General features: G+C 63.2%; 19 protein-coding genes and 1 pseudogene. 14 read left to right on the top strand and 6 right to left on the bottom strand.

The genetic code is table 11. From position 1 onward, the window contains the following. Positions 1–38: 38 nt before the first annotated feature. Together AZG88_RS55785 and AZG88_RS31780 are read left to right on the top strand one after the other, a co-directional pair. Positions 39–167 (top strand): annotated as a pseudogene (locus AZG88_RS55785) (helix-turn-helix domain-containing protein); the annotation flags it as partial. 9 nt (positions 168–176) lie between these two features. Next, positions 177–776 (top strand): IclR family transcriptional regulator domain-containing protein, encoded by a 600-nt coding sequence (locus AZG88_RS31780; protein ID WP_156681958.1) that lies wholly within the window; start codon positions 177–179, stop codon positions 774–776. A 431-nt stretch (positions 777–1,207) separates the two neighbouring features. Here the strand turns inward: AZG88_RS31780 and AZG88_RS31775 are convergent, their stop codons facing one another. After that, the gene (locus tag AZG88_RS31775; protein WP_061700121.1) at positions 1,208–2,098 is read right to left on the bottom strand and encodes a MaoC/PaaZ C-terminal domain-containing protein; all 891 of its coding nucleotides are present in this window, start codon (positions 2,096–2,098) and stop codon (positions 1,208–1,210) included. 19 nt (positions 2,099–2,117) lie between these two features. Then, complete coding sequence (locus AZG88_RS31770; protein ID WP_061700120.1) at positions 2,118–2,921, bottom strand: SDR family NAD(P)-dependent oxidoreductase; 804 nt, start codon at positions 2,919–2,921, stop codon at positions 2,118–2,120. A 245-nt stretch (positions 2,922–3,166) separates the two neighbouring features. On the opposite strand from AZG88_RS31770, the gene AZG88_RS31765 reads away from it, so the two are divergent. From AZG88_RS31765 to AZG88_RS55780, 7 genes are read left to right on the top strand one after another with little or no spacing between them, the layout of a single operon-like run. Further along, entirely contained in the window at positions 3,167–4,702 is a 1,536-nt protein-coding gene (locus AZG88_RS31765) for an AMP-binding protein (protein ID WP_061700119.1), read from the top strand. After that, positions 4,699–5,922 carry an acyl-CoA dehydrogenase family protein gene (locus AZG88_RS31760; protein WP_082833530.1) on the top strand — a complete coding sequence of 408 codons (1,224 nt, stop codon included), beginning with the start codon at positions 4,699–4,701 and terminating at the stop codon, positions 5,920–5,922. Before AZG88_RS31765 ends, AZG88_RS31760 begins: the two co-directional genes overlap by 4 nt. Next, positions 5,922–6,782, top strand: a complete 861-nt coding sequence (locus AZG88_RS31755; RefSeq protein WP_061700118.1) for an enoyl-CoA hydratase/isomerase family protein — start codon at positions 5,922–5,924, stop codon at positions 6,780–6,782. Before AZG88_RS31760 ends, AZG88_RS31755 begins: the two co-directional genes overlap by 1 nt. 3 nt (positions 6,783–6,785) lie before the next feature. Continuing rightward, a complete protein-coding gene (gene fabG, locus AZG88_RS31750; protein ID WP_061700129.1) occupies positions 6,786–7,523 on the top strand; it encodes a 3-oxoacyl-ACP reductase FabG in 738 nt (245 codons plus the stop codon). Further along, positions 7,520–8,707 (top strand): acetyl-CoA acetyltransferase, encoded by a 1,188-nt coding sequence (locus tag AZG88_RS31745; RefSeq protein ID WP_061700117.1) that lies wholly within the window; start codon positions 7,520–7,522, stop codon positions 8,705–8,707. The genes fabG and AZG88_RS31745 overlap by 4 nt, the downstream gene beginning before the upstream one ends. 52 nt (positions 8,708–8,759) lie before the next feature. Beyond that, positions 8,760–9,158 carry a TetR/AcrR family transcriptional regulator gene (locus AZG88_RS31740; protein ID WP_197487972.1) on the top strand — a complete coding sequence of 133 codons (399 nt, stop codon included), beginning with the start codon at positions 8,760–8,762 and terminating at the stop codon, positions 9,156–9,158. Continuing rightward, entirely contained in the window at positions 9,098–9,322 is a 225-nt protein-coding gene (locus tag AZG88_RS55780) for a TetR family transcriptional regulator C-terminal domain-containing protein (RefSeq protein ID WP_373560040.1), read from the top strand. Before AZG88_RS31740 ends, AZG88_RS55780 begins: the two co-directional genes overlap by 61 nt. 55 nt (positions 9,323–9,377) lie before the next feature. Here AZG88_RS55780 and AZG88_RS31735 read toward each other — a convergent pair whose 3' ends face one another. Beyond that, positions 9,378–9,797 carry a nuclear transport factor 2 family protein gene (locus AZG88_RS31735; protein WP_082833529.1) on the bottom strand — a complete coding sequence of 140 codons (420 nt, stop codon included), beginning with the start codon at positions 9,795–9,797 and terminating at the stop codon, positions 9,378–9,380. A 59-nt stretch (positions 9,798–9,856) separates the two neighbouring features. Continuing rightward, a complete protein-coding gene (locus AZG88_RS31730) occupies positions 9,857–11,314 on the bottom strand; it encodes an MFS transporter (RefSeq protein ID WP_061700115.1) in 1,458 nt (485 codons plus the stop codon). Positions 11,315–11,596: 282 nt separating this feature from the next. On the opposite strand from AZG88_RS31730, the gene AZG88_RS31725 reads away from it, so the two are divergent. Then, positions 11,597–11,971, top strand: a complete 375-nt coding sequence (locus tag AZG88_RS31725; RefSeq protein ID WP_061700114.1) for a DUF427 domain-containing protein — start codon at positions 11,597–11,599, stop codon at positions 11,969–11,971. Between the two features lie 15 nt (positions 11,972–11,986). On the opposite strand, the gene AZG88_RS31720 is transcribed toward AZG88_RS31725, so the two are convergent. Together AZG88_RS31720 and AZG88_RS31715 are read right to left on the bottom strand one after the other, a co-directional pair. Next, positions 11,987–12,751: an SDR family NAD(P)-dependent oxidoreductase gene (locus tag AZG88_RS31720; protein ID WP_061700113.1), complete on the bottom strand. Its 765-nt coding sequence runs from the start codon at positions 12,749–12,751 to the stop codon at positions 11,987–11,989. A 56-nt stretch (positions 12,752–12,807) separates the two neighbouring features. Beyond that, positions 12,808–13,938, bottom strand: a complete 1,131-nt coding sequence (locus AZG88_RS31715) for an epoxide hydrolase family protein (RefSeq protein WP_061700112.1) — start codon at positions 13,936–13,938, stop codon at positions 12,808–12,810. Positions 13,939–14,545: 607 nt separating this feature from the next. On the opposite strand from AZG88_RS31715, the gene AZG88_RS31710 reads away from it, so the two are divergent. The 4 genes from AZG88_RS31710 (at position 14,546) to AZG88_RS31695 (ending at position 19,755) form a co-directional block, all read left to right on the top strand. Continuing rightward, positions 14,546–16,312 (top strand): FAD-dependent oxidoreductase, encoded by a 1,767-nt coding sequence (locus AZG88_RS31710; RefSeq protein WP_082833533.1) that lies wholly within the window; start codon positions 14,546–14,548, stop codon positions 16,310–16,312. Positions 16,313–16,692: 380 nt separating this feature from the next. Next, the gene (locus AZG88_RS31705; RefSeq protein ID WP_061700110.1) at positions 16,693–17,091 is read left to right on the top strand and encodes a nuclear transport factor 2 family protein; all 399 of its coding nucleotides are present in this window, start codon (positions 16,693–16,695) and stop codon (positions 17,089–17,091) included. Between the two features lie 283 nt (positions 17,092–17,374). After that, a complete protein-coding gene (locus tag AZG88_RS31700) occupies positions 17,375–19,000 on the top strand; it encodes a flavin-containing monooxygenase (protein WP_061042589.1) in 1,626 nt (541 codons plus the stop codon). 269 nt (positions 19,001–19,269) lie between these two features. Further along, positions 19,270–19,755: a VOC family protein gene (locus AZG88_RS31695; RefSeq protein WP_061700109.1), complete on the top strand. Its 486-nt coding sequence runs from the start codon at positions 19,270–19,272 to the stop codon at positions 19,753–19,755. Positions 19,756–19,802: the final 47 nt, after the last annotated feature.

The following is a 19,802-nucleotide window of genomic DNA, read 5'->3' as shown; positions in this document are numbered from 1 at the left end:
CGTCGAAGCCCGTAGCGGCGGCGAAGTCCTCATCTGCGATCGAGAAGGCATTCGGCGTCTTGTCGTTGCTCCGTGACTCGCCGGTACCGTTGACGCTGTCGGCCATCGCCGAGGCAACAGGAGTCGCCGCGAGTTCAGCACATGCCACTCTCAACCATCTTCTCAGCCTCGACGCGGTGGTCCTGACCGAGCACAAGCGGTACGCGTTGGGGCCCGTCTTGCACTATCTCGGGGCTGCCTACGCGCGCGGCACTCCGATGTACCGCGCTGCCTGGATCGAGGCGGTCAACGTCGCGAACGAGCTCGGCGTGACCGCGGTCTCGGCGACCGCCTGGGACGGACGCCACCTCATTCTCAACGCGCATCGCGGCCCTGGCTCTGATGTCGCGGTTCCGTTTGGCGGCGGCGTTCCATTAGCAGCTGCGTCATGGGGGAAGACGTACTATGCAACGACGGGGGAACCGCTGCCTGAGAAGCTGGAGGCGTATACGGCACACAGCATCGTTGACCTCGGAGAGTTCCGCGATGCGGTCGAGACGACCAGAACTCGGGGGTATGCGGTCGACGACGAGGAGTACTACCCCGGGGTAAAGGGCGTCAGCGCGTCGGTCACCAGTTCGCACGGCTACGAGGGCCTCATCGCGTTCTTGGGGGCAAAGGTTGTGTTCGAGGAGCTCGGTTTCTCGAGGATCGGCGAACGACTCGCGCGCATCGCCGACCGAGCATCGCACACGCTCGGCGACACAGAGCGCTTGCGATTGTTCGGCCAGGTTTGAGTGCTCGCCTCGTCGTCGGGGCCAGCACCTTCGCCGGCGTGCGCTTGATCTCGTCGGCGAGCACGAAGACTGGCCGAACGACTTCTACGTAAGGCGGATCCGCGTCCGTCGGCTCGCCGACGTCGAACCGCCCGGTCCTTGCGACAGCGCGGTCGGGCAGCGTCATCGGCTCGGACAGGATTCGAACCTCGTTGTCCACCAATCGGTGTCGCCGGCCCGCGTCCTTCCTGCCGCGGCGGCGTCACCGTCACCGACGTTTCGATGCCCTCGCTGCCGGTCAGGTCCTCGCCGCTGCCAAGGGCATCTTCCGGTAGGCGCGAGATGATGTCGCGGAGTCCGAAAACACTCACGGGCCGACGAAGGATGCACTTCGCCCACGTTTGCGGCAGCCACACCTTCCTCGATTCGGCGACACCGACATGCAGTGGTGGTCAGGTCAGCGGGCCGAACGTTGCTGCACCTCGGGACAGGACGGCAACGCCACCGGGACCGAGGGTGTCGAAGGCCACGCTGCGGGAGCCGGCGGTGCCGGGCGGAGCCGCCTCCGGCGCGGCCGTGGACCCGTTTGGGGACCACGTTCGCGTGGTCAGGGCATCGCCGGGATAGCACGAGTTGGCAAACCGTGCCGAAAACCGCTGCAGTTGCATACCGGGAATGTGATTAATGCGGGCGACCGAGAGGACCGCGATCCCGAGGGTGCAGAGGCCATGCAGGATCGGGCGGTCGAAGTTGGCCCTGCGTGCGAAAGCTGGATCGGAGTGCAGTGGATTCCGGTCCGCATTCAAGCGGTAGAGCAGCGCCTGCGTGGGGGCGGTCACGACGGTGGCCTCCCGATCCGCTGGGCCCTCCGGGGGCGGTGGGGTCACAGTTGAGCCACGACCTCCGCCCCATCCCCCCGCCCCGCGGATGAACACGGTCGAGTCGCCCGTCGCGAGCGACGTCCCGTCAGTATCGCGGAGTTCGGTACGGGCGGTGACCACAGCAGCCGTGCCTTTGTCGCTCATCTCTGTGATCGTGGTCGTGATCGATCCTGCCCCGACGGGGGGCATCGGCGCGTGTAGTTCGAGTGACTGAGCCGCGTGAACGAGGCACGACCAGTCGAACTCGCCGAGCCGGTCCCATACATCGGATGACGGCTGGCAGTACACCACGGGCATGGACGGCGTCGCGGTCAGCCGAACGCCGGCGGTGTTCTCGGTCGTGTACTCGAGATCGTCGGTGCCCGCCCCGATGCTCAATGCGTAGAGCATCGTGTCGCGCTCGTCCCAGGAGACGGGGATCGTGGGTGAGATATAGCCGAGGGCTGTCGGATCCAGCGGCACGTTTTCTCCTCTTTAGTGGCTAGAAGCGGGTGTAGGCGCCGTCCACGACGAGCCGGTCGCCCGTGTGGAACCGCAGCGTCGGGTCGGCCAGGAAGACCGCGATCCGGGCGAAGTCGGCAGGCTGACCCCAACGACGCACCGGCGTGCGGCCGATGGTTTGCTTACGAATCAGGGCGTGGTGCTCATCGGCGATGAAGCCGGCACCAGGCTCGAGCAGTGCGGTGTCCGTCCAGCCCGGCAGTAGCGCGTTTGCTCGTATCTGATTCGGGGCGAGTTCCACGGCGAGGGAACGCATGAGCGCCTCGATCCCCGCCTTGCTGACCGCGTACGGCTGTTTTTGAGCGCCGCCATAGAAGGACATGATCGATGACACGCCGACGAGCGATCCGCCCTCGCCGCGTTCGACCATGTGGCGGGCCGCCGCCCGTAGGGAAAGGAATGCGCCTTCCAGGTTGATCGCAAGCGTGCGTCGCCAGTCGTCTAATGAGAGGTCGACGAACGGGGTCATGTCACCGGGTACGCCCGCATTCGCAAAGAGCGAGTCGACACGCCCGAACGCCGCAAGCGTTTCAGCCATGGCGCGGTCGACGTCTGCCTCGTCGCTGACATCGCAGGAGATCGCGTGCGCCTTGCCGGCGGCGTCGTGCAGTTGCTCCAACGCCGAGCCGTTCTTCTCCTCGCTCCGGCCCCAGATGCAGACGTTTGCGCCGGCGTGCGCGAGTCCGCTCGCCAGTCCGAGCCCGATTCCGCCGTTTCCGCCGGTGACAACAGCTGTGAGACCAGTCAGGTCGGTGGTGGGATCTGTAGGAAAGGGTGGTTCCACGGTGAGCTCCTTCGGTGAATTTCAAGTCAGGGTACGCGATGTTTGGAGTTCTTTCCATATTTTGACTTGCGAAATGCAAGATATCGAATACGCTTTCAGTCATGGAAGTCGACTTAGTGAGGACGAGGGTGGGTTCAGAGAAGCAAACGGGGCGAGCACTCCTGACGGATGTGGTTACGGCCGCGGACCGGAGAAACTCCTATCTGTCGAGCGGAGCGTGGGATGAACAGACGCTCGTTGGGGCGTTGAGCCGCTGGGCGTTCGAGCGGGGCGACAGAGTCGCCGTCGTCGACGATGTGGAGTCGGAGGGTCACACCTATGCGCAGCTTGCGGCGCACTCGAATTCCGTCGCCGCGCGGCTGCAGTCGATGGGCATCGGTCGTGGTGACGTGGTGACTGTGCAGATGCCGAATTGGTACGAGACGGTGGTCCTGGACTTGGCCGTGCATCTGCTCGGCGCCGTGCTCAACCCCGTGCTGCCCATCTATCGTGCGCACGAGCTGTCAAACATCGTTCGCACAGCGGGGAGCCGCTTGATCGTCTCTCCCGCGGAGTACCGAAACTTCGACCACCGCGCGATGGTTGCGGAAGTCTGCGCGGCCAATCCCGGCACCGCGCAGTTCGTCGTCGAGCGCGGCGACGCGGACACCGTGTTCGTGCACTGGCCGGCGCTCGACAACCTGCCAGACCCCGATGCCTCCGCCGTGTGCGAGCTGATCTTCTCCTCCGGCACCGAGTCCGCGCCGAAAGCGATCATGCATACGGAGCAGACCCTCTGCGCGGGCACCCGCATGCTGACGTCCGGTATCGGTCTGAGCGAGACCGACGGGGTGTGGATGCCGTCGCCGATCGGGCATTCCACGGGCCTGAACTACGGGGTGCGCGTCGCGCTCCTCAACGGACTCACTCTCACGCTGCAGGATCGATGGGATCCGGCCGACGCGGTCCGGCTGATCGAGCGTGCAAAGCCCTCCTACACAGTGGCGGCGACCACCTTTCTTACGGACCTGTTGGACGCAGGGGAGTCGATGGGTGCAGATCTGACCTCATTGCGAATGTTCTCGTGCGGTGGTGCGCCCGTGCCGAGCGTCGTAGTGGGGCGAGCCGCCGATGCGGGGATCACGGTGCTCCGGATCTACGGATCGACGGAGGTGCTGAGCGCGACGTGGAACCGCCCGGACAGCCCGCTGGAGAAGAGGCTCGAGACCGAGGGACCGCCGCTCGACGGAGTGGAGCTCGAGGTGCGGGACGACGACGGCGCGATTCTCGTCGGAGAGCCGGGTGAGCTCTTCGTGCGTAGCCCGTCGTGCTGTGTCGGCTTCTTCTCTGACGAGGAGAGGACCCGGGCGACGTTCTCGGTCGACGGCTGGGTGAGGTCGGGAGACCTCGGGGTGGTCGATTCGGATGGCTACTTCACGATGGTCGGACGCAAGAAGGAAATCATCATCCGGGGCGGGTTGAACATCACACCGAGGGAGGTCGAGGACCTCATCGTTGGTATGGCGCACGTTCGCGAGGCCGTCGTTGTGGGCATTCCCGATGAGCGGTTGGGCGAGATCGGGTGCGCGTGCGTCGTCGCCGAAGAGGGCCATGAGGTCACGCTCGCCGACGTTGTGTCGTACCTGCGTGAGCTGGGGCTCGCGCCCTTCAAGCTGCCTGAGCGAGTGCTCCTGGTGGACGCCTTGCCGCGGACGGCGACGGGCAAGGTTCAGAAATTTCAGTTGGTCGAACGAGTGCTCGCGAAGGGTCGCGGGCACATGCAGACAGGAGGGCGAGCGTGAGCGCATTCAATCTCGCGATCAGTCCAGAGGCGGACCAGCTTCGCAAGAAGTTGACCCAGTTCATGGACGACCGGATATTGCCTGCCGAGGCGGTGTATCGGCAGCAAATGGCCGACCTGGGCGAGCCGCACGGGCATCCCCAGATCCTGCTGGACCTGAAGCGCGAGGCGCGTGAGCTGGGCCTGTGGAACCTGTTTCTTCCCCACAAGACCAGGTGGACGGAGGGAATGACCAACCTGGACTACGCGTACATCGCCGAGATTCTCGGCCGTTCGCCTATCGCATCCGAGGTCTGTAACTGTTCCGCGCCCGATACCGGAAACATGGAGATCCTCACCATGTTCGGCACGCCGGAACAGCAAGAGCAGTGGTTGGCACCGCTGCTGGAGGGGGAGATCCGGTCCGCGTTCGCGATGACCGAACCGGCGGTGGCGTCGTCTGATGCATCCAACGTCGAGTGCAGCATCGTCGAGGACGGCGACGACTACGTCATCAACGGGCGTAAGTGGTGGATCTCAGGTTCAGCTGACCCGCGCTGCAAGATCCTCATCGTCATGGGTAAGACCGACCCCCGCGCGGCGCGACACCAGCAGCAATCCATGGTGCTGGTGCCGGTTGATACGCCCGGCGTGACCATCGTCCGGAACCTCCGCGTCTACGGCTACGTGGACCGGGAAGGGCACTGCGAGATCACCTTCGAGGACGTGAGAGTGCCCAAAGCCAACATCCTGGGCGGCCCGGGGCAGGGCTTCGCGATCGCCCAGGCACGCCTGGGACCGGGCAGGATCCACCACTGCATGCGCACGATCGGCGTCGCCGAGCGCGCACTGGAGATGATGTGCCGGCGCGCCGAGGAGCGCGTGACTTTTGGTGAGTCCCTCGCGTCACGCAGCTCCGTCCAAGACTGGATCGCCGACGCCAGGATCCGCATCGACCAAGCCCGGCTCTACACCCTCTTCACCGCCTCTTTGATGGATAAGGAGGGCAACCGCGCAGCGGCTGTGCAGATCGCCGGGATCAAGGTGGGCATCCCGGAAATGGCGCTCGAGATCCTGGACAACGCCGTGCAGCTGCACGGCGGTGGCGGCGTCGGAGACGACTTCGGCCTCGCCGAAATGTGGGCGCACACACGCATACTCAGCATCGCCGACGGCCCCGACGCGGTCCACCGGCGCACGATCGCCCGGCACGAGCTCAAACGCCACCGGAAGGAGCACTGATGACCATTCACACTTCCACACTGGGTGCGGTCGCCGGGAGGCCGACGGCGTACCCCGACGAGCACAGCAGCCTGCTCACGCTGGAATGGCTCGATGAGGACGGCGCAGACGTGGTGATCATCACGTTCAACCGTCCTGAGCAGCGTAACCCGATCGACAAGCACACGATCCGCGCGCTGCGAGAGCTACTCGGAGACTTCGCAGCGAACGGCTCCCCACGCGCGATCGTCCTTACCGGCGCCGGGCAAGCATTCTCGGCGGGAGGAGACCTGAGAGGCTACCAGCAGCTGTACCGGGACCCCGTGGAATTCCGGCAGTTCATGGACGACTTCGACGCCGTGTGCGACGCGCTCGAGGCCTCGTCGTCGGTAGTCATCGCAATGATAAACGGAGTCTGCGTGGCAGGTGGACTGGAGATCGCACTCGCCTGTGACATCATCACCATCGCGGATGAGGCGCGGATCGGTGACGGCCACCTAGGGTTCGCCCAGCTACCGGGCGCGGGCGGGAGCCAACGCCTGATCCGCGCCATCGGCGTGCAGCATGCGCGGCGCTGGCTCCTCACCGGTGACCTCTTCGAGGCGTCGGTTGCTGTGAAGGTCGGTCTCGCCGCCTTCCAGGCGCCTCTGGTGAGCTTGCGCGAGGAGACGGTTGCGCTGGCACGCAGGATGGCCACCCGGACGCCGCTGGGGCAGCGGAAGATGAAGGAACTCATCCGAATCGGCCAGCGGACGCACCTGGACGAGGGGCTCCGGCAGGAGACCGACCTCGTGCACGAATATGCGACGCAGTCATATGACGCAACGGAGGGACTGCTCGCTTTCGCGGATCGACGCCCACCGGCCTACGAAGGCAGGTAAATGATGGGAAATCTGAGTTTCGACTACACCGGCAGGGTCGTCGCAGTAACGGGCGCGGCCGCCGGAATCGGACGTGAACTGGCGCAGGCGTTCCATGCCGCCGGGGCGAGGGTGGCGGTAATCGACCGTGACCAGACCGCACTCGAGGCCGCATGGACCGGGCAGGAGCGCACCCGCACCTTCGCAGGTGATGTGGCGGATGAGGCGCTCTCCGAATCGGTGTTGGCCGGTGTTGCGGAGTGGGGCGGCCTCGATATCCTCGTGAACAACGCGGGAATCACGCGTGACAGCGTGATCTGGAAGATGTCGACAGAGAACTGGCGTCAAGTTCTCGACGTGCACCTCACGGGAGCATTTCTGCTCACCCGGGCGGCGATCCCGGGTATGCGCGAGCGGGGCTTCGGCCGGATCGTCAACGTGACGTCGTACAGCGGTCTACACGGAAACGTGGGGCAGGCGAATTACGCCGCAGCCAAGGCAGGGATAGTCGGGTTTACGAAGACGGTCGCCAAAGAGGTTGCCCGCTTCGGCATCACAGTCAACGCGATCTCGCCGAACGCAGCGACTGCGATGGTGGCGGCGATACCCGAGGACAAGTTGCGCGCCCTGACCGATATGGTCCCGCAGGGGCGCTTCGCGGAACCGTCCGAGATGGCCGCCGCTGTGTGCTTCCTCGCCTCCGACGAGGCGGCCTACATCACGGGGACCGTGCTCGCGGTTGACGGCGGTGTTTCGATGTGACCGTGCTCTCCCAGTTTGGTCAGGACGTGCGCATCACGGGGTGGGGCCACACGGTCTTCGGCAAGCTCACCGACCGCGACTTGGAATCACTCATAGTCGAGGCGGCCACGGAGGCCATCCTCAGCGCGGGAATCGAGCCTGGTGACGTAGACGAGATCTATCTCGGCCAGTTCAACTCGAGCCTGTTGCCCTTGGCGTTCTCTTCTTCGTTGGTCCTACAGGTTGACGAGGCGCTGCGGAACGTGCCGGCCACACGCGTCGAAAATGCGTGCGCATCGGGATCCGGCGCGGTCCACGCCGGCATCCGCTCCCTGCTCGCCGGTACTGCGCGGAACGTGCTTGTGATTGGTGCGGAAAAGATGACGCACGCGACGCCCGAGCATGTGGGCTCGGCGTTGCTCGGAGCCGACTATGAGTCAGCAGGGAACCCCTCGTCCGTTGGATTCACCGGGTTGTTCGCGACGGTGGCGCAGCGGTATGCCGAGAGATACGGCGACATCGGAGATCTGCTCGGCGCGATCGCAGCGAAGAACCACCGCAACGGCGTCGCCAACCCGTACGCACACTTGCGGAAGGATCTCGGCGAGGAGTTCTGCCGTACGGTCTCGGATCGCAATCCGATCGTCGCCGCACCGCTGCGCCGCACCGACTGCTCGCCGGTTTCGGACGGAGCCGCGGCTCTGGTGCTGTCCATATCGCCGAGCGCGGCCGCGAAGAATCAGCCGGTTCGGGTGACCGGATTCGGCCAGGCGAACGACTTCCACCCGGCCGCCCGCCGCGACCCCACCGCCTTCGAGGCCACGCGCGCATCGGTGGAACGCGCATATGCGATGGCCGGCATCGGTGTCAACGAGTTGTCGCTCGCCGAGGTGCATGATTGCTTCACGATCGCGGAGCTGATCATGTACGAGGTCATCGGCCTGGCCGAGCCGGGCAAGGGCGGTGAAGCCCTGACCTCCGGTGCGGTCCATCGAGACGGGCGCCTCCCGGTGAATCTGTCCGGCGGCTTGAAGGCCAAGGGGCATCCGGTGGGGGCCACCGGAGTGTCCCAACATGTGGTTTCGGCTATGCAGCTCTCTGGTGCTGCAGGGGCGATGCAGTTCGACGGCGCCGATCGCGTGCTGGTGCAAAATATGGGTGGGGTTGGTGTGGCGAATTACGCTACGATCCTCGAAGCCGTCTAACGCCGAGCGGCGGTTCGGGAACTCAGACATCGAGAACTGTAGGGGTGTGTCGATGGGAAGGTCCAAGCAGTTCGATCCAGTTGTCGCCGTCGAGCAGGCCATGCAGGTGTTCTGGCAGCAGGGATTCCGCGCCACCAGCCCGCAGAATCTGGTCGATGCGCTCGGCATCGGCAGGGGCAGTCTTTACAACACCTTCGGGAGCAAACACGGTCTCTTCGAGCTGGCGCTGAGTCGCTATGTCGACGCCCGGCTTCGTTTGCTGACGGCGCTGACGGAGCACCCCGACTCGGTCAAAGAGCGCCTCTGCGGGACGTTGAAGTTCATGGCCGACGAGGGCACCCGCGGTTGCATGATTGCCAACGCGGAGGCAGATCTCGCGGGAACCGACGGGTGGCGGTTTTCGAGGCCCGTCGATACTTCGAGTTCGCCGCGGGCGTCTTCCGGGCGCTGATCGAGGAAGGGCAGCGGTCGGGAGAGATAGCTCCCGACCGCGATCCGGCCGCGATGGGGAGCCTGCTCCTGAACACAATGATGGGGATGCAGCTCCTGGCACGGGTGGAAGAAGGCCCGGACCGCCTTCACCGCGTGATCGACGCAGCGATTGATTCTCTCTGACCAATCCTTGACAGTGGCAAGATCCGCACGCCGTCACCGGGGTTGGTCAGGTACTTCAGAGCACCAATTTTTCAGGGTCACGACCAACACCTAAATCGCCTGTGTCATAAAGATAAACGCGGAAGTTAATGACCTTGCCATTCTCGAAAATGCTGCGTTCGGCGAACGAAACTAGGTCGTCGCCTCCCAATATCGGAACCCGACCGAACGCGCAGACGTAATCCCCGTCCACTACAAGACGGTCCACCGTCATGCCGGCGAGGTCGAATTTGGACGCGAGTGTTGCGAACAACTCCTGAAATCCAGCGAAGCCCTGATACTTGCCCCCATAGCTCAAGAACTCCGGTTCCTCCACCACTACCTCGGGTGAAACGAAGGCGAGAAACCGTTCTGTATCGCCTCCTAAGACTGCCTGGTACATGCCTTGTGCGAGGGCGCGATTGGTTTCAGTCTCCGTGGGGCCATTACTTGTCATTTCGAACTTCTTTCCGCTCGTCTTTGTGGGCTGTCTTTGTGCCTTGGCCTCAGTGGGATCTACCGCCCGCCCGCAGTTCTTCCGGCAGCCGGTGCGAGCGGCAGGTCTTCCGACTTCTCGCGATCGATCGTTCTATCTCGTCTGATTGCAGGTATGAACAATGCCGCGACGGCGCCGAGGCCGACTGCGACCGCCAGCATGACGAAGCCATGGGTGTAGCCGGCTTCCGTGGGCAACCCCGACGCGGACTCGCTGGCTGTGACAGTGCTTGCCATGAAGGCGGCGCCGAGCGACCCGCCGATCGTGCGAATGTTTGTGTTCATACCGTTGGCAGCACCGGTCTGCTCCGCGGCAACTGCGGCCACAACAACGTTCGACACGGCAGAGAACGCCATGCCGAAACCGATTCCCACCACGGCCATCGCCAGGTAGATGACGGCCTCGGCCGAGTGGAGGAAGGCCACCATGAAGTAACCGATCGCGGTCAAGACAGATCCGACCACAAGCAGATTCTTCGACTCGAAACGAAGTGAGAGTCGGCCCGCAGCAAGTCCCGCGAGGAACATCCCGATCGTGTTCGGCAACATCATCAAACCCGATTGGGTGACCGAGGCGCCGAAACCGTAGCCGGCCTCGGGCGGTGTCTGCAGGAACTGCGGTATGAATCCGAGTGCGGCGTACATACCGATTCCCATAAGCAGCGCCACCAAATTTGCCGCCCAAATCGTGCGGACCCGCATCATCTTCATGTCAATGAGCGGGTTCGACGAACGTGACTCGGCAAGGATCCACGCTGCTGCAACAACCGCCGCCAGGACGAGCATGCTGATTACCTTGAACGAACCCCAGCCCCACGTCGGACTTTGGCTGACGGCGAGCAGGAGCGCCACGAGCCAGCCGGACAGCAGAAACGCCGTGAACCAGTTGATTTTTCCTGCGGTGCGTACTGGTGATTCGGGAATCAGGAGATGTGCGGCCAGACCTGCGACGCTAATCATCATCAGCGGAATCCAGAACAACCAGTGGTAACTAAATGCGTCGACGATGGGGCCCGCGAGAACGATACCGAGGCCGGCGCCCACAGAGGCGAGTGCCGCGACCATGCCTACCGCCCCGGGCACCTTCTCCTTCGGGAACTCGTCCCGGATGATTCCGAATGTGAGGGGCAATACTCCGCCACCCACGCCCTGGATCACCCTAGCGATCACCATAACCACCAATGAACTGGCGAGGGCGGCGAGCAGCGAGCCGATCGCGAGCGCGGCCAGTGCAACGACGAACAAGCGCTTCTTGCCGTAGATGTCACCGAGGCGACCGACGACCGGAGTAAATACCGATGCCGATAACAGGTAGGCCGTCAGCACCCAGGTGACATTGGTCTGAGACGTGCCGAGAGCCTTCTCGATTGTCGGCAGAACGGGAGTGACCAAAGACTGCAGCAAGGCATAGGCTGCTACGCCGACGGTAAGGACAGCGAACGTGAGTCGGTAGTCCCCTCTCTGGGCCGTGAGGTTCAATGAGTGCCGTCCTGCGCTGCGATCGGATGGAACTGGGAATTATTGGAATTGAGATTCCGAATTATGCCATCATGTTTCTAGGAACTTACCACCGGAATTGGGACTTGTGATCCAGATGGAGGCTGGGATCACACTGAACCTGCCGAGCAGACCCTTCACGTGCGGGCTCCGGCCCGGATCTGTTGCTCAATCGGTATTGAGTGCGTATGCGTATGCGTATGCGGATCGGCGCGGCTTCGCTCGGGTTGGAATGTGCAGTCGCACAAAGAAGTTGAGAGAACCATGACGGACAAACCGGTTCTCGTTCCGGGACTCGACCACCCGATTGCGATCGCGAAGGCCAGGGGCCGCGTCGTGGCCACCGTGGGTGGCCGCACGATTGCTGACTCCGCTCACGCGCTCACAATGGAGGAGAAGGACTATCCGGTTGTTCACTACATCCCACGCGCAGACGTGAACCTGTCCGCCCTCGAGGGCACCGACCACGAGACGTACTGTCCTTACGAGGGGGTGGCCCGGTACTTCAGCATCCGCACCGACGGCATTGTTCTCGACAACGTTGTGTGGACCTACGAGGATCCCCACCCGGCCGTCGCCCAAATCAAGGACCACGTCGCCTTCTACACCACTGTATCGGCTGTATCGGCCGCTGACTGATCACTTGGGGGCTGATCACTTGGGGGCCATCCTGATGGCACCGTCCAGGCGGATCGTTTCGCCATTGATGTAGTCATTGTCGATGATGTGGCCGACGAGCGACGCGTACTCGTCGGCCCTGCCCAGACGGGCGGGATATGGCACCTGCTCGGCGAGCGATTTCTGCGCTGCCAGTGGCAGACCGGCCACCATCGGTGTCTCCATCAGTCCAGGCGCGATCGTCAGCATTCGGATCGAGTGCCTGGCCAACTCTCGCGCGATGGGAATGGTCATCGCGTGCACTCCGCCCTTGGAAGCCGAGTAAGCGGGCTGGCCGATCTGCCCCTCGAACGCTGCCACGGACGCGGTGTTCACGATCACCCCGCGTGCTCCCGAGGAGGGATCCGGGTCGTTTCGAGCCATTCTCGCTGCAGCTTGGCTCAGTACGTTGTACGTGCCGACCAGATTTACGCGCACCACCTGCTCGAACTGCGCCAGTGGTACGGGGTTTGCCGATCTGTCGAGCACCTTGTTCGGCGTGGCGATCCCAGCGCAGTTCACCACCACACGGAGTGGCGCCATGCGCTCGGCGAGAGTGATCGCCGCCCGAACTTCCTCGACGTTGATTACGTCCGCTGGAGCGAAGGTCCAGTCGGCCTCATCGGCGATTGCGCGTCCGGCCGAACCCGCCAAGTCGGCGATGACGACGCGCGCCCCCTTGCGGGCAAGCATTTTCGCGGTCGCCAATCCCAGGCCGCTTGCGCCCCCAGTGATCAGCGCACTCGCACCCGTCACGTCCATTACCACTCCTAACGATTGATCGAATGTGCAGGCCCGGCAGCTACGAGTCCACGCAGTCAGCGAAGTGATCGGAAGAACGTCCGCACGTCGTCGAGCAGCAGCTGGGGCTCTTCGAGTGCTGCGAAATGCCCGCCGCTGGGCATCGTGGTCCAGCGGGCGATGTCGTATTGAGTGTCGACCCAGGTCCGCGGCGGGACGAAGTTCTCGTGAGGGAATTCTGCGTAGGCGACCGGAAGCTCGACACGAGCCTTGAGGTACCAGTCCTCGGCTCGGCTGGTCTCGTAGTAAAGCCGAGCCGCGCTCGCGGCACTGTTCGAGGCCCAGTAGAACATCAGGTTGGTGAGCAGCAGGTCCTTGTCGAACGAGCTCTCGATGTCTCCGCCACAGTCGCTCCAACTGCGGAACTTCTCGATGATCCATGAGGCGAGTCCCGCTGGCGAGTCACTCTGCGCGATCATCAAGGAGTCAGGAGTGGTGTTCTGCACCTGCAAGTAACCCAGGGCCCTTTCGCTGAACCGGCTGTAGCGCTCGAGATGTTCGAGATCCTCCGGTCCAGGCTCCGCGGGGGGCGTCCCCATGATCAAGTTCAGGTGGATGCCGAGCACCGACTCGGAGTGGTAGGCGCCCATCCGCGAGGCGATCAGACCTCCGAAGTCGCCGCCCTGGACCGCATAGCGGTCGTATCCCAGCTGGTCGACCATCAGCGAATTGAACACGGAAGCGATGTGCGACAAGCTCCATCCCGCGGTGCGCGGAGCGCCGCTGAAGCCGAAGCCCGGCAGTTCGGGCACGACGACATCGAACGAGTCAGCGGGATCCCCACCGTGTGCCGCGGGATCAGTCAACGGGCCGATCAGCTCCAGGAACTCGACGATCGAGCCGGGCCAGCCGTGCAAGAGCAGTAGCGGCGTCGGGTTCGGTCCGGTACCGCGCACATGCCAGAAGTGCAGGTCGACGCCGTCGACCTCGCAAACGTAGCCCGGGATGCTGTTCAGGCGTCGTTCCCAGTCCCGCCAGTCGTAGCGGTGCGCCCAGTGGTCGCATAGCTCGCGAAGGTACGCAACGTCGGTGCCGTAATCCCAGCCAGCGCCTTCGATCTTTTCCGGCCAGCGCGTGCGTGCGAGCCGCTCTTTGAGATCGACGAGGACCTCTTCGGGGACGGCGATTGTGTATGGGCGTACAGCCACAGTGAACTCCTTAAGGGCCTGAGCTATCACGAGTCTTGCGAGGGCTCATCGCCGTGCCGGGCTTCGGGAAAGCTGTAGAAAAGTGGGGGTGATGTTCTGCGGAAAGAGTAGTCGACATGGTCAAATTTCGAAACAGCTTCCCGATTTTTATGGTTCTGCCCATCAAAACTAGAGACTTCGGCTGTGTATAGCGGCGCGCATCGACTGGCTGACCGAGGTTTCGAGCTCCAGTGGCGAGGTTGGGGTCGAGCTATTTGCGCACCAGTGTGACCCTGCCGCTCCTTGCGTCCGCACGAGTCGGAGCTCCTTGTCGAGGGTCGACGTACCCATGCTGACTCTCACACGCCTTGTCACGTTCGCTCTGCTTGGGCGCTACGTGATCACCGCAGCTTTTCCAGGCTCTCGCCGCCTCGCGCGTAGTCGGTGGCCGGGCGGGGGTTCAGTCGTCGCACGGGAGTGGCCGAGAGTGTGTGGTGCGCGATGGCAATTCAGCAACTTTCGAATGGTTGTTCGAATGGATTGGGTCTAGATAATCGGGATCTACTTCGATATGTTCGATTTTAATTTCGAATACTGTCAGCAGCGTCGCGACTTGATCGGAGTCAGTATGTCTAAAACGGTAGATGCATCCCGTAATAGTGGAACGCCAATCTCGGATGGTGGTGGGACCACGGGCTTCGCAGCGGGCGACTTCTACACGCCACCGCCCGACGACTTCGCGAGGAGGGAAAGCGCTCGGCCGGTACAGGCTGCAGATTTGGGCTCGTTTGCGGCTGAGGTGGATGTGATCGTGGTCGGCGGGGGTGGTAGTGGCTTTGCGACCGCGCTGTTCTCGGCCTGGCGAGGAAACGAGGTGCTCCTGCTGGAGAAGGCTGCGGATGTCGGCGGTACGACGCGCAAGTCCGCGTTTGGATTCTGGGTGGCCAACAACAAGGCGTTGCAGCGCGCGGGGCTCGAGGATCGACGCGACGAATGCTTGCAGTTCATGGCAAAGATGTCGCGTCCCCAGCGGTTCGACCCCAACAGTCCCACCTATGGGCTGAGCGAGTGGGACTTCGATCTAATTCAGGCGATCTATGACAGCGGTGCCGAAGCAGTCGAATTGCTTCATGAAAAGGGAGCGTTGCGACATCGCCCTGCGGAGGGCATGGTCGAGTACTTCACAGAGGTCCCGGAGAACAAACTGCCCGCGGGCCGGGTTCTGTTTCCCGACGTCGATGATTTCGCGCAGGGTGGGGAGGCGGGATTTTCGATGCTGGTGCCCGCGGCCGACGAGGCGGGCGTACAAATCGTTCGCGGCTGTCGCGTGCAGCGGCTCGTGCTCGATGGCGAAGAGGTAGTCGGAGTGCAGGGCACGGGGTCGGATGGATCGGCGCCGACCTACTTCGCGCGTCGTGGTGTCGTGTTTGCCAGCGGCGGCTTCGTGCACGACGACGAGCTGCGCGAGAACAGCCTGCACGTTCCGGCGTTCGCAGGTTGCGGAGTTCACTCGAACGAGGGTGATCTCGTCCGCATCGCTGGTGCCCTCGGAGTGCCGATGCGCAACATGAGCAACGCGTGGATGGCACCGATACCGTTTGAGCCCGTTGCCACGCGCGATCCGCGGGTGATGGCGATGGCCGGGATCCAGGGCGATTCGATGGTGCTCGTCAATCGCGAGGGTCAGCGAGTGGTCAACGAAAAGTTGCCGTACAACGAGCTCTCGCGGGCATTCTTCTACCGAGATCCAATCACGGCAGAGTACCCGAACCTGGTGATGTTCCAGATCTGGGACTCGCGCGCGCAGGAGCACAGCGCGGGCAACTATCTCACCACGATCGTGTCGAACGATGACGGTGTCATCAGGGGTCAGACGCTCGCGGAATTGGGCGGCGCGATCGACGCGCGGCTGGCCCAATACGAGAGCGTTACCGGTTGCCTGCGGTTGGCCGATGGTTTCACCGCAGGGCTGCGCGAAACAATCGAGCGATTCAACCGCGGTGCTTCCGAAGGGGTGGATCCCGATTTCCATCGCGGCGAGACGCCGATCCAGCTGGTGTTCAACGGCAATGTAAAGGACGAGGGCGAGCGGCGTAACCCGACGGTATGGCCGATCTCGGAGACCGGCCCCTATTACGCGGTGATGATCTGCGCCTGCGCGATGGACACCAAGGGTGGTCCGAAGGTCAACGCCGACTCGCAGATGGTCGACGATCTCGATCAGCCGATTCCAGGCTTATACGGCGTCGGCAACTGCGTAGCCTCGGTCTCCGGGAACACGTACTGGGGGCCGGGAGCGACGATTGGGCCGATGATGGCCTTTGCTTATCGCGCGGCCGCAGCGATCGATCGAGAGCCGCGCCGCAGCGGCGCACGGGCCGCGGTCGCCACCTGACATGAAGTGGCGCTTGTGTCTGGACTTCTCGCGGGTGTGTCGGTGTCGTCGTCGCGGACGGGACCGGCCGCCGAGCGAAGCGCAGCTCGCCTCGACCATGCTGCCGCCGGCGACAGACTCACTCCCGCGTCGGAGCCCCTCGGCGACGAGCGGCAGCGTCGCTCGCAGTTTGGCGAACGGGAAGGCCAGGGGTCGGCGCGATCACCTCGACATCCAGCTCCTCGAAAACGAGTTGTTCGAGGCGCTTGCAGATACGACTCGAGTCGACGAATTGCGTTCAGAGAAGGCCGCTATCGCGAACAACCGTCGCCTGGTCCGGATAGTCGTGCGAATCGACGACCTCGTCAAACCCAGGAAAATGAATCGAAGGAGAGCCTTGAATGTCCGTAACCGAGACCAACCGCAGAATCGTCACTGAGATGTACGAGGCCGGACAGCGTGGTGAACTCGAGACGTTCTTCGGCCACGTTGCCGATGACGTGGTGCTCACCGAGCCTGCCTATCTGCCTTACGGCGGGACATACCGGGGCGCCGGGGCCGTGAGAGAGGTCTTCGGGGTCATAGCCGGTTACCTCGACATGAACTCCCTGACGATCGATCGCCTCGTCGCCGACGAGGACCACGTCTTTGCAATTCTGAGCTCGAATCAGATCGCGACCGGGGAGCGGATCATGCTGACCGAGCTCTCGATTCTTCGTGAGGGCAAAGTCGCCGAGTTCCGGGTCTTCTTCCACGAGGCCGGCTCGTTGCTCGAACTCGCGTCAACAGATTCGCGATAGGACCCGGCCCAGCCGGCGAATTTCGATCGTTTACGCAGTGTGACCCTGTGGCGCTGTGCCGGAGCGAGTCGGGGCTCCTTGTCGAGCGTGCCATCTGGGATGAGCAGACCATAAATCAGCATTGACATTCGGAATATCAAGCCTATGCTTCGAAGAAGCCGTGATGCGGTTCACTTAATCTGGACCTGTGTGGTCCCAGCCACAGGGCACGAGCACGTCTACCTGAAGTAGCGATCGTCCGATCAGAGAACCGGGCGATACCGAACACGAGGAGCAATAAGAGATGGCCGATGATTTTGATGCGATTGTCGTTGGGGCTGGTATCGCTGGCTTGTACTCGTTACACACACTGCGTGAGCGCGGGTTCTCGGCACAGGTGTTCGAAGCGGGTGAAGGAGTCGGGGGCACCTGGTACTGGAACACGTATCCGGGTTGTCGCGTCGACGTCGAGAGCCTTGAGTACTCGTATGGCTTCTCCGACGAGCTGCAACAGGAGTGGGAATGGACCGAGCGGTGGCCGGGCCAGCCGGAGGTCGAGCGGTACCTCAACCACGTCGCCGACCGGTTTGACATGCGCCGGGATATCAAGTTCTCGACCCGCGTTGTGGCAGCGCACTTCGATGAAGAGCGGGCACGCTGGAACGTAACGACGGACGACGGGCAGGTACACACCGCCCAGCATCTTGTGATGGCGTCGGGCACGATTTCGGCGACGAAGGATCCGCGCCAGGACTTCAAGGGCTTGGACGAGTTCAAAGGCGAGTGGTACATGACCTCCGGTTTCCCGACCGAAGGCGTCGATTTCTCCGGCAAGCGGGTTGCGGTAGTCGGCACCGGCTCGACGGGTGTGCAGCTGATCCCAATCGCGGCCGAGCAGGCCGGGCATCTGACGGTCCTTCAGCGGACGCCGGCGTTTACGCTCCCGGCCAAGAACCGACCGATGGACCCCGAATTCCAGACAGCAATGAAGGCGCGTTATCCGGAGCATCGCGCGTTAGCGAAGACTATGCCGTTCGGCGTACCCATCGAGTTGCCGACCATAAGCCTGCTTGCTGACGAGCCGGAGAACGTCCAGCGTCGGCTGGAAGCGTGCTGGCAGGAAGGCGGGGTCGCACCTCTCATGAACCTGTACACCGACGTCCTCGTCGATGAGAAGGCGAACGAGGTCGTGGCGGAATTCGTGCGCGAGAAGATCCGCTCTATCGTGGACGACCCGCAAGTGGCGGACCTGCTGTGCCCCACCACTTATCCGTTCGGTGCCAAGCGTCCGTGCCTCGGCACGGACTACTACGAGACGTTCAACCGGGACAACGTCTCGCTGGTATCGGTCCGCGAGAATCCGATCGATACTTTCACCGAGAAGGGTGTCCGGCTCCGTGACGGGCAGGAACTCGAGTTCGACATGATCGTCTTCGCCATCGGTTTCGATGCGATCACTGGTGCGCTGAACAACATCGACTTGCGCGGGCGCGCAGGCGTGACGATCAAGGAAGCATGGGCCAATGGCCCGAATGCGTACCTGGGCTTACTCGCGGCCGACTTCCCGAATATGTACATCCTCACTGGTCCCGGCTCCGTTTCGGTGCTTGCGAACATGTACACCTCGATCGAGCAGCACGTCGACTGGGTCGCAGACCTGCTCGTCGACATGCGTGAGCGTGGTCGCGCGACGGTGGAGGCCAGCCACGAAGCGCAGGAGAAGTGGATGGCGCATGTGGCCGAGGTCGGTGACGCGACACTCTTTCCGCGTGCCGACTCATGGTACGTCGGCGCGAATGTCGAAGGTAAACCACGCGGCCTGATGCTGTACGTCGCCGGGCTCGGTGTGTACCGAGGCATCTGCGACGAGGTCGCTGCCAAGGGCTACGAGGGCATCGAGTTCCAAAGCGACCCTGTGGGCGCGGTCTAGGACGGATTCAAGAAATACTTGTTCACTAGAACCGATGCCGATGAATCTCGTTCTCGGCTGGTCGTTAACGAAATGCGGCAGGGTGTGCGCCGACGGCCACGACTTCTCCGGTGTCTGGGACATTAGGTTCATCGAATGAAGTGTCCGACACCCGCTGCCACGCGGCCCCGATCGCCGATCGCCGACGCGCGCGTCGGAGGTCTGGGGCCGCACCCCGGACAAACCGCGGGGGACCAACGACCGCGAACCAACCTCCAGAAGGGGACACCATGGGAAAGCGCACGAACGTTATCGATCACGTCACGTTCATCTACCGGAAAGAGAATCTCGACGCCGCACAGGCGGAGCTCAGCGCGGCGTTGGGGATCACTGATTGGGACGGTCCGACGGAATTCGAGCGCTTCGGCATCATCCAGGTACAGTCTGTCTCGGCTGGTGTCGAATTGCTGGCTCCTACGGGCGACCATGGATTTATCGCTGACTATCTGAAGGAGCACGGTGAAGGATTCTTCGCGCTGATCTACGGCGTCGAGAATCTTGACAAGGCGGTCCGGGAGACGCGAGCCAGAGGGATCGAGCCGGTGCTGGACGGTGACGGGAGCCCCCTCGTCATCGACTCCATGGTCGGCGGTGCGGATGGCGGTCTCGCACACCCGACGTGGGCAGGAAAGGTAACGGTCTACAAAGAGGTCCCGTTGCAACCGGTCGCGGGTCTCAACCTCTACCTGGGCGAGATCGAGGCGGTCGGGAACTGACAGTAAGGCCGGTGCGTCGCTCCGTACGACGGTGCCGTTGATCGCGG

The organism is Rhodococcus sp. LB1, from assembly GCF_001583455.1.
GTDB lineage: Bacteria > Actinomycetota > Actinomycetes > Mycobacteriales > Mycobacteriaceae > Rhodococcus_F > Rhodococcus_F opacus.
The sequence above is the reverse complement of the archived record's forward strand: the minus strand, read 5'-3'. Positions and strand labels throughout refer to the sequence as shown.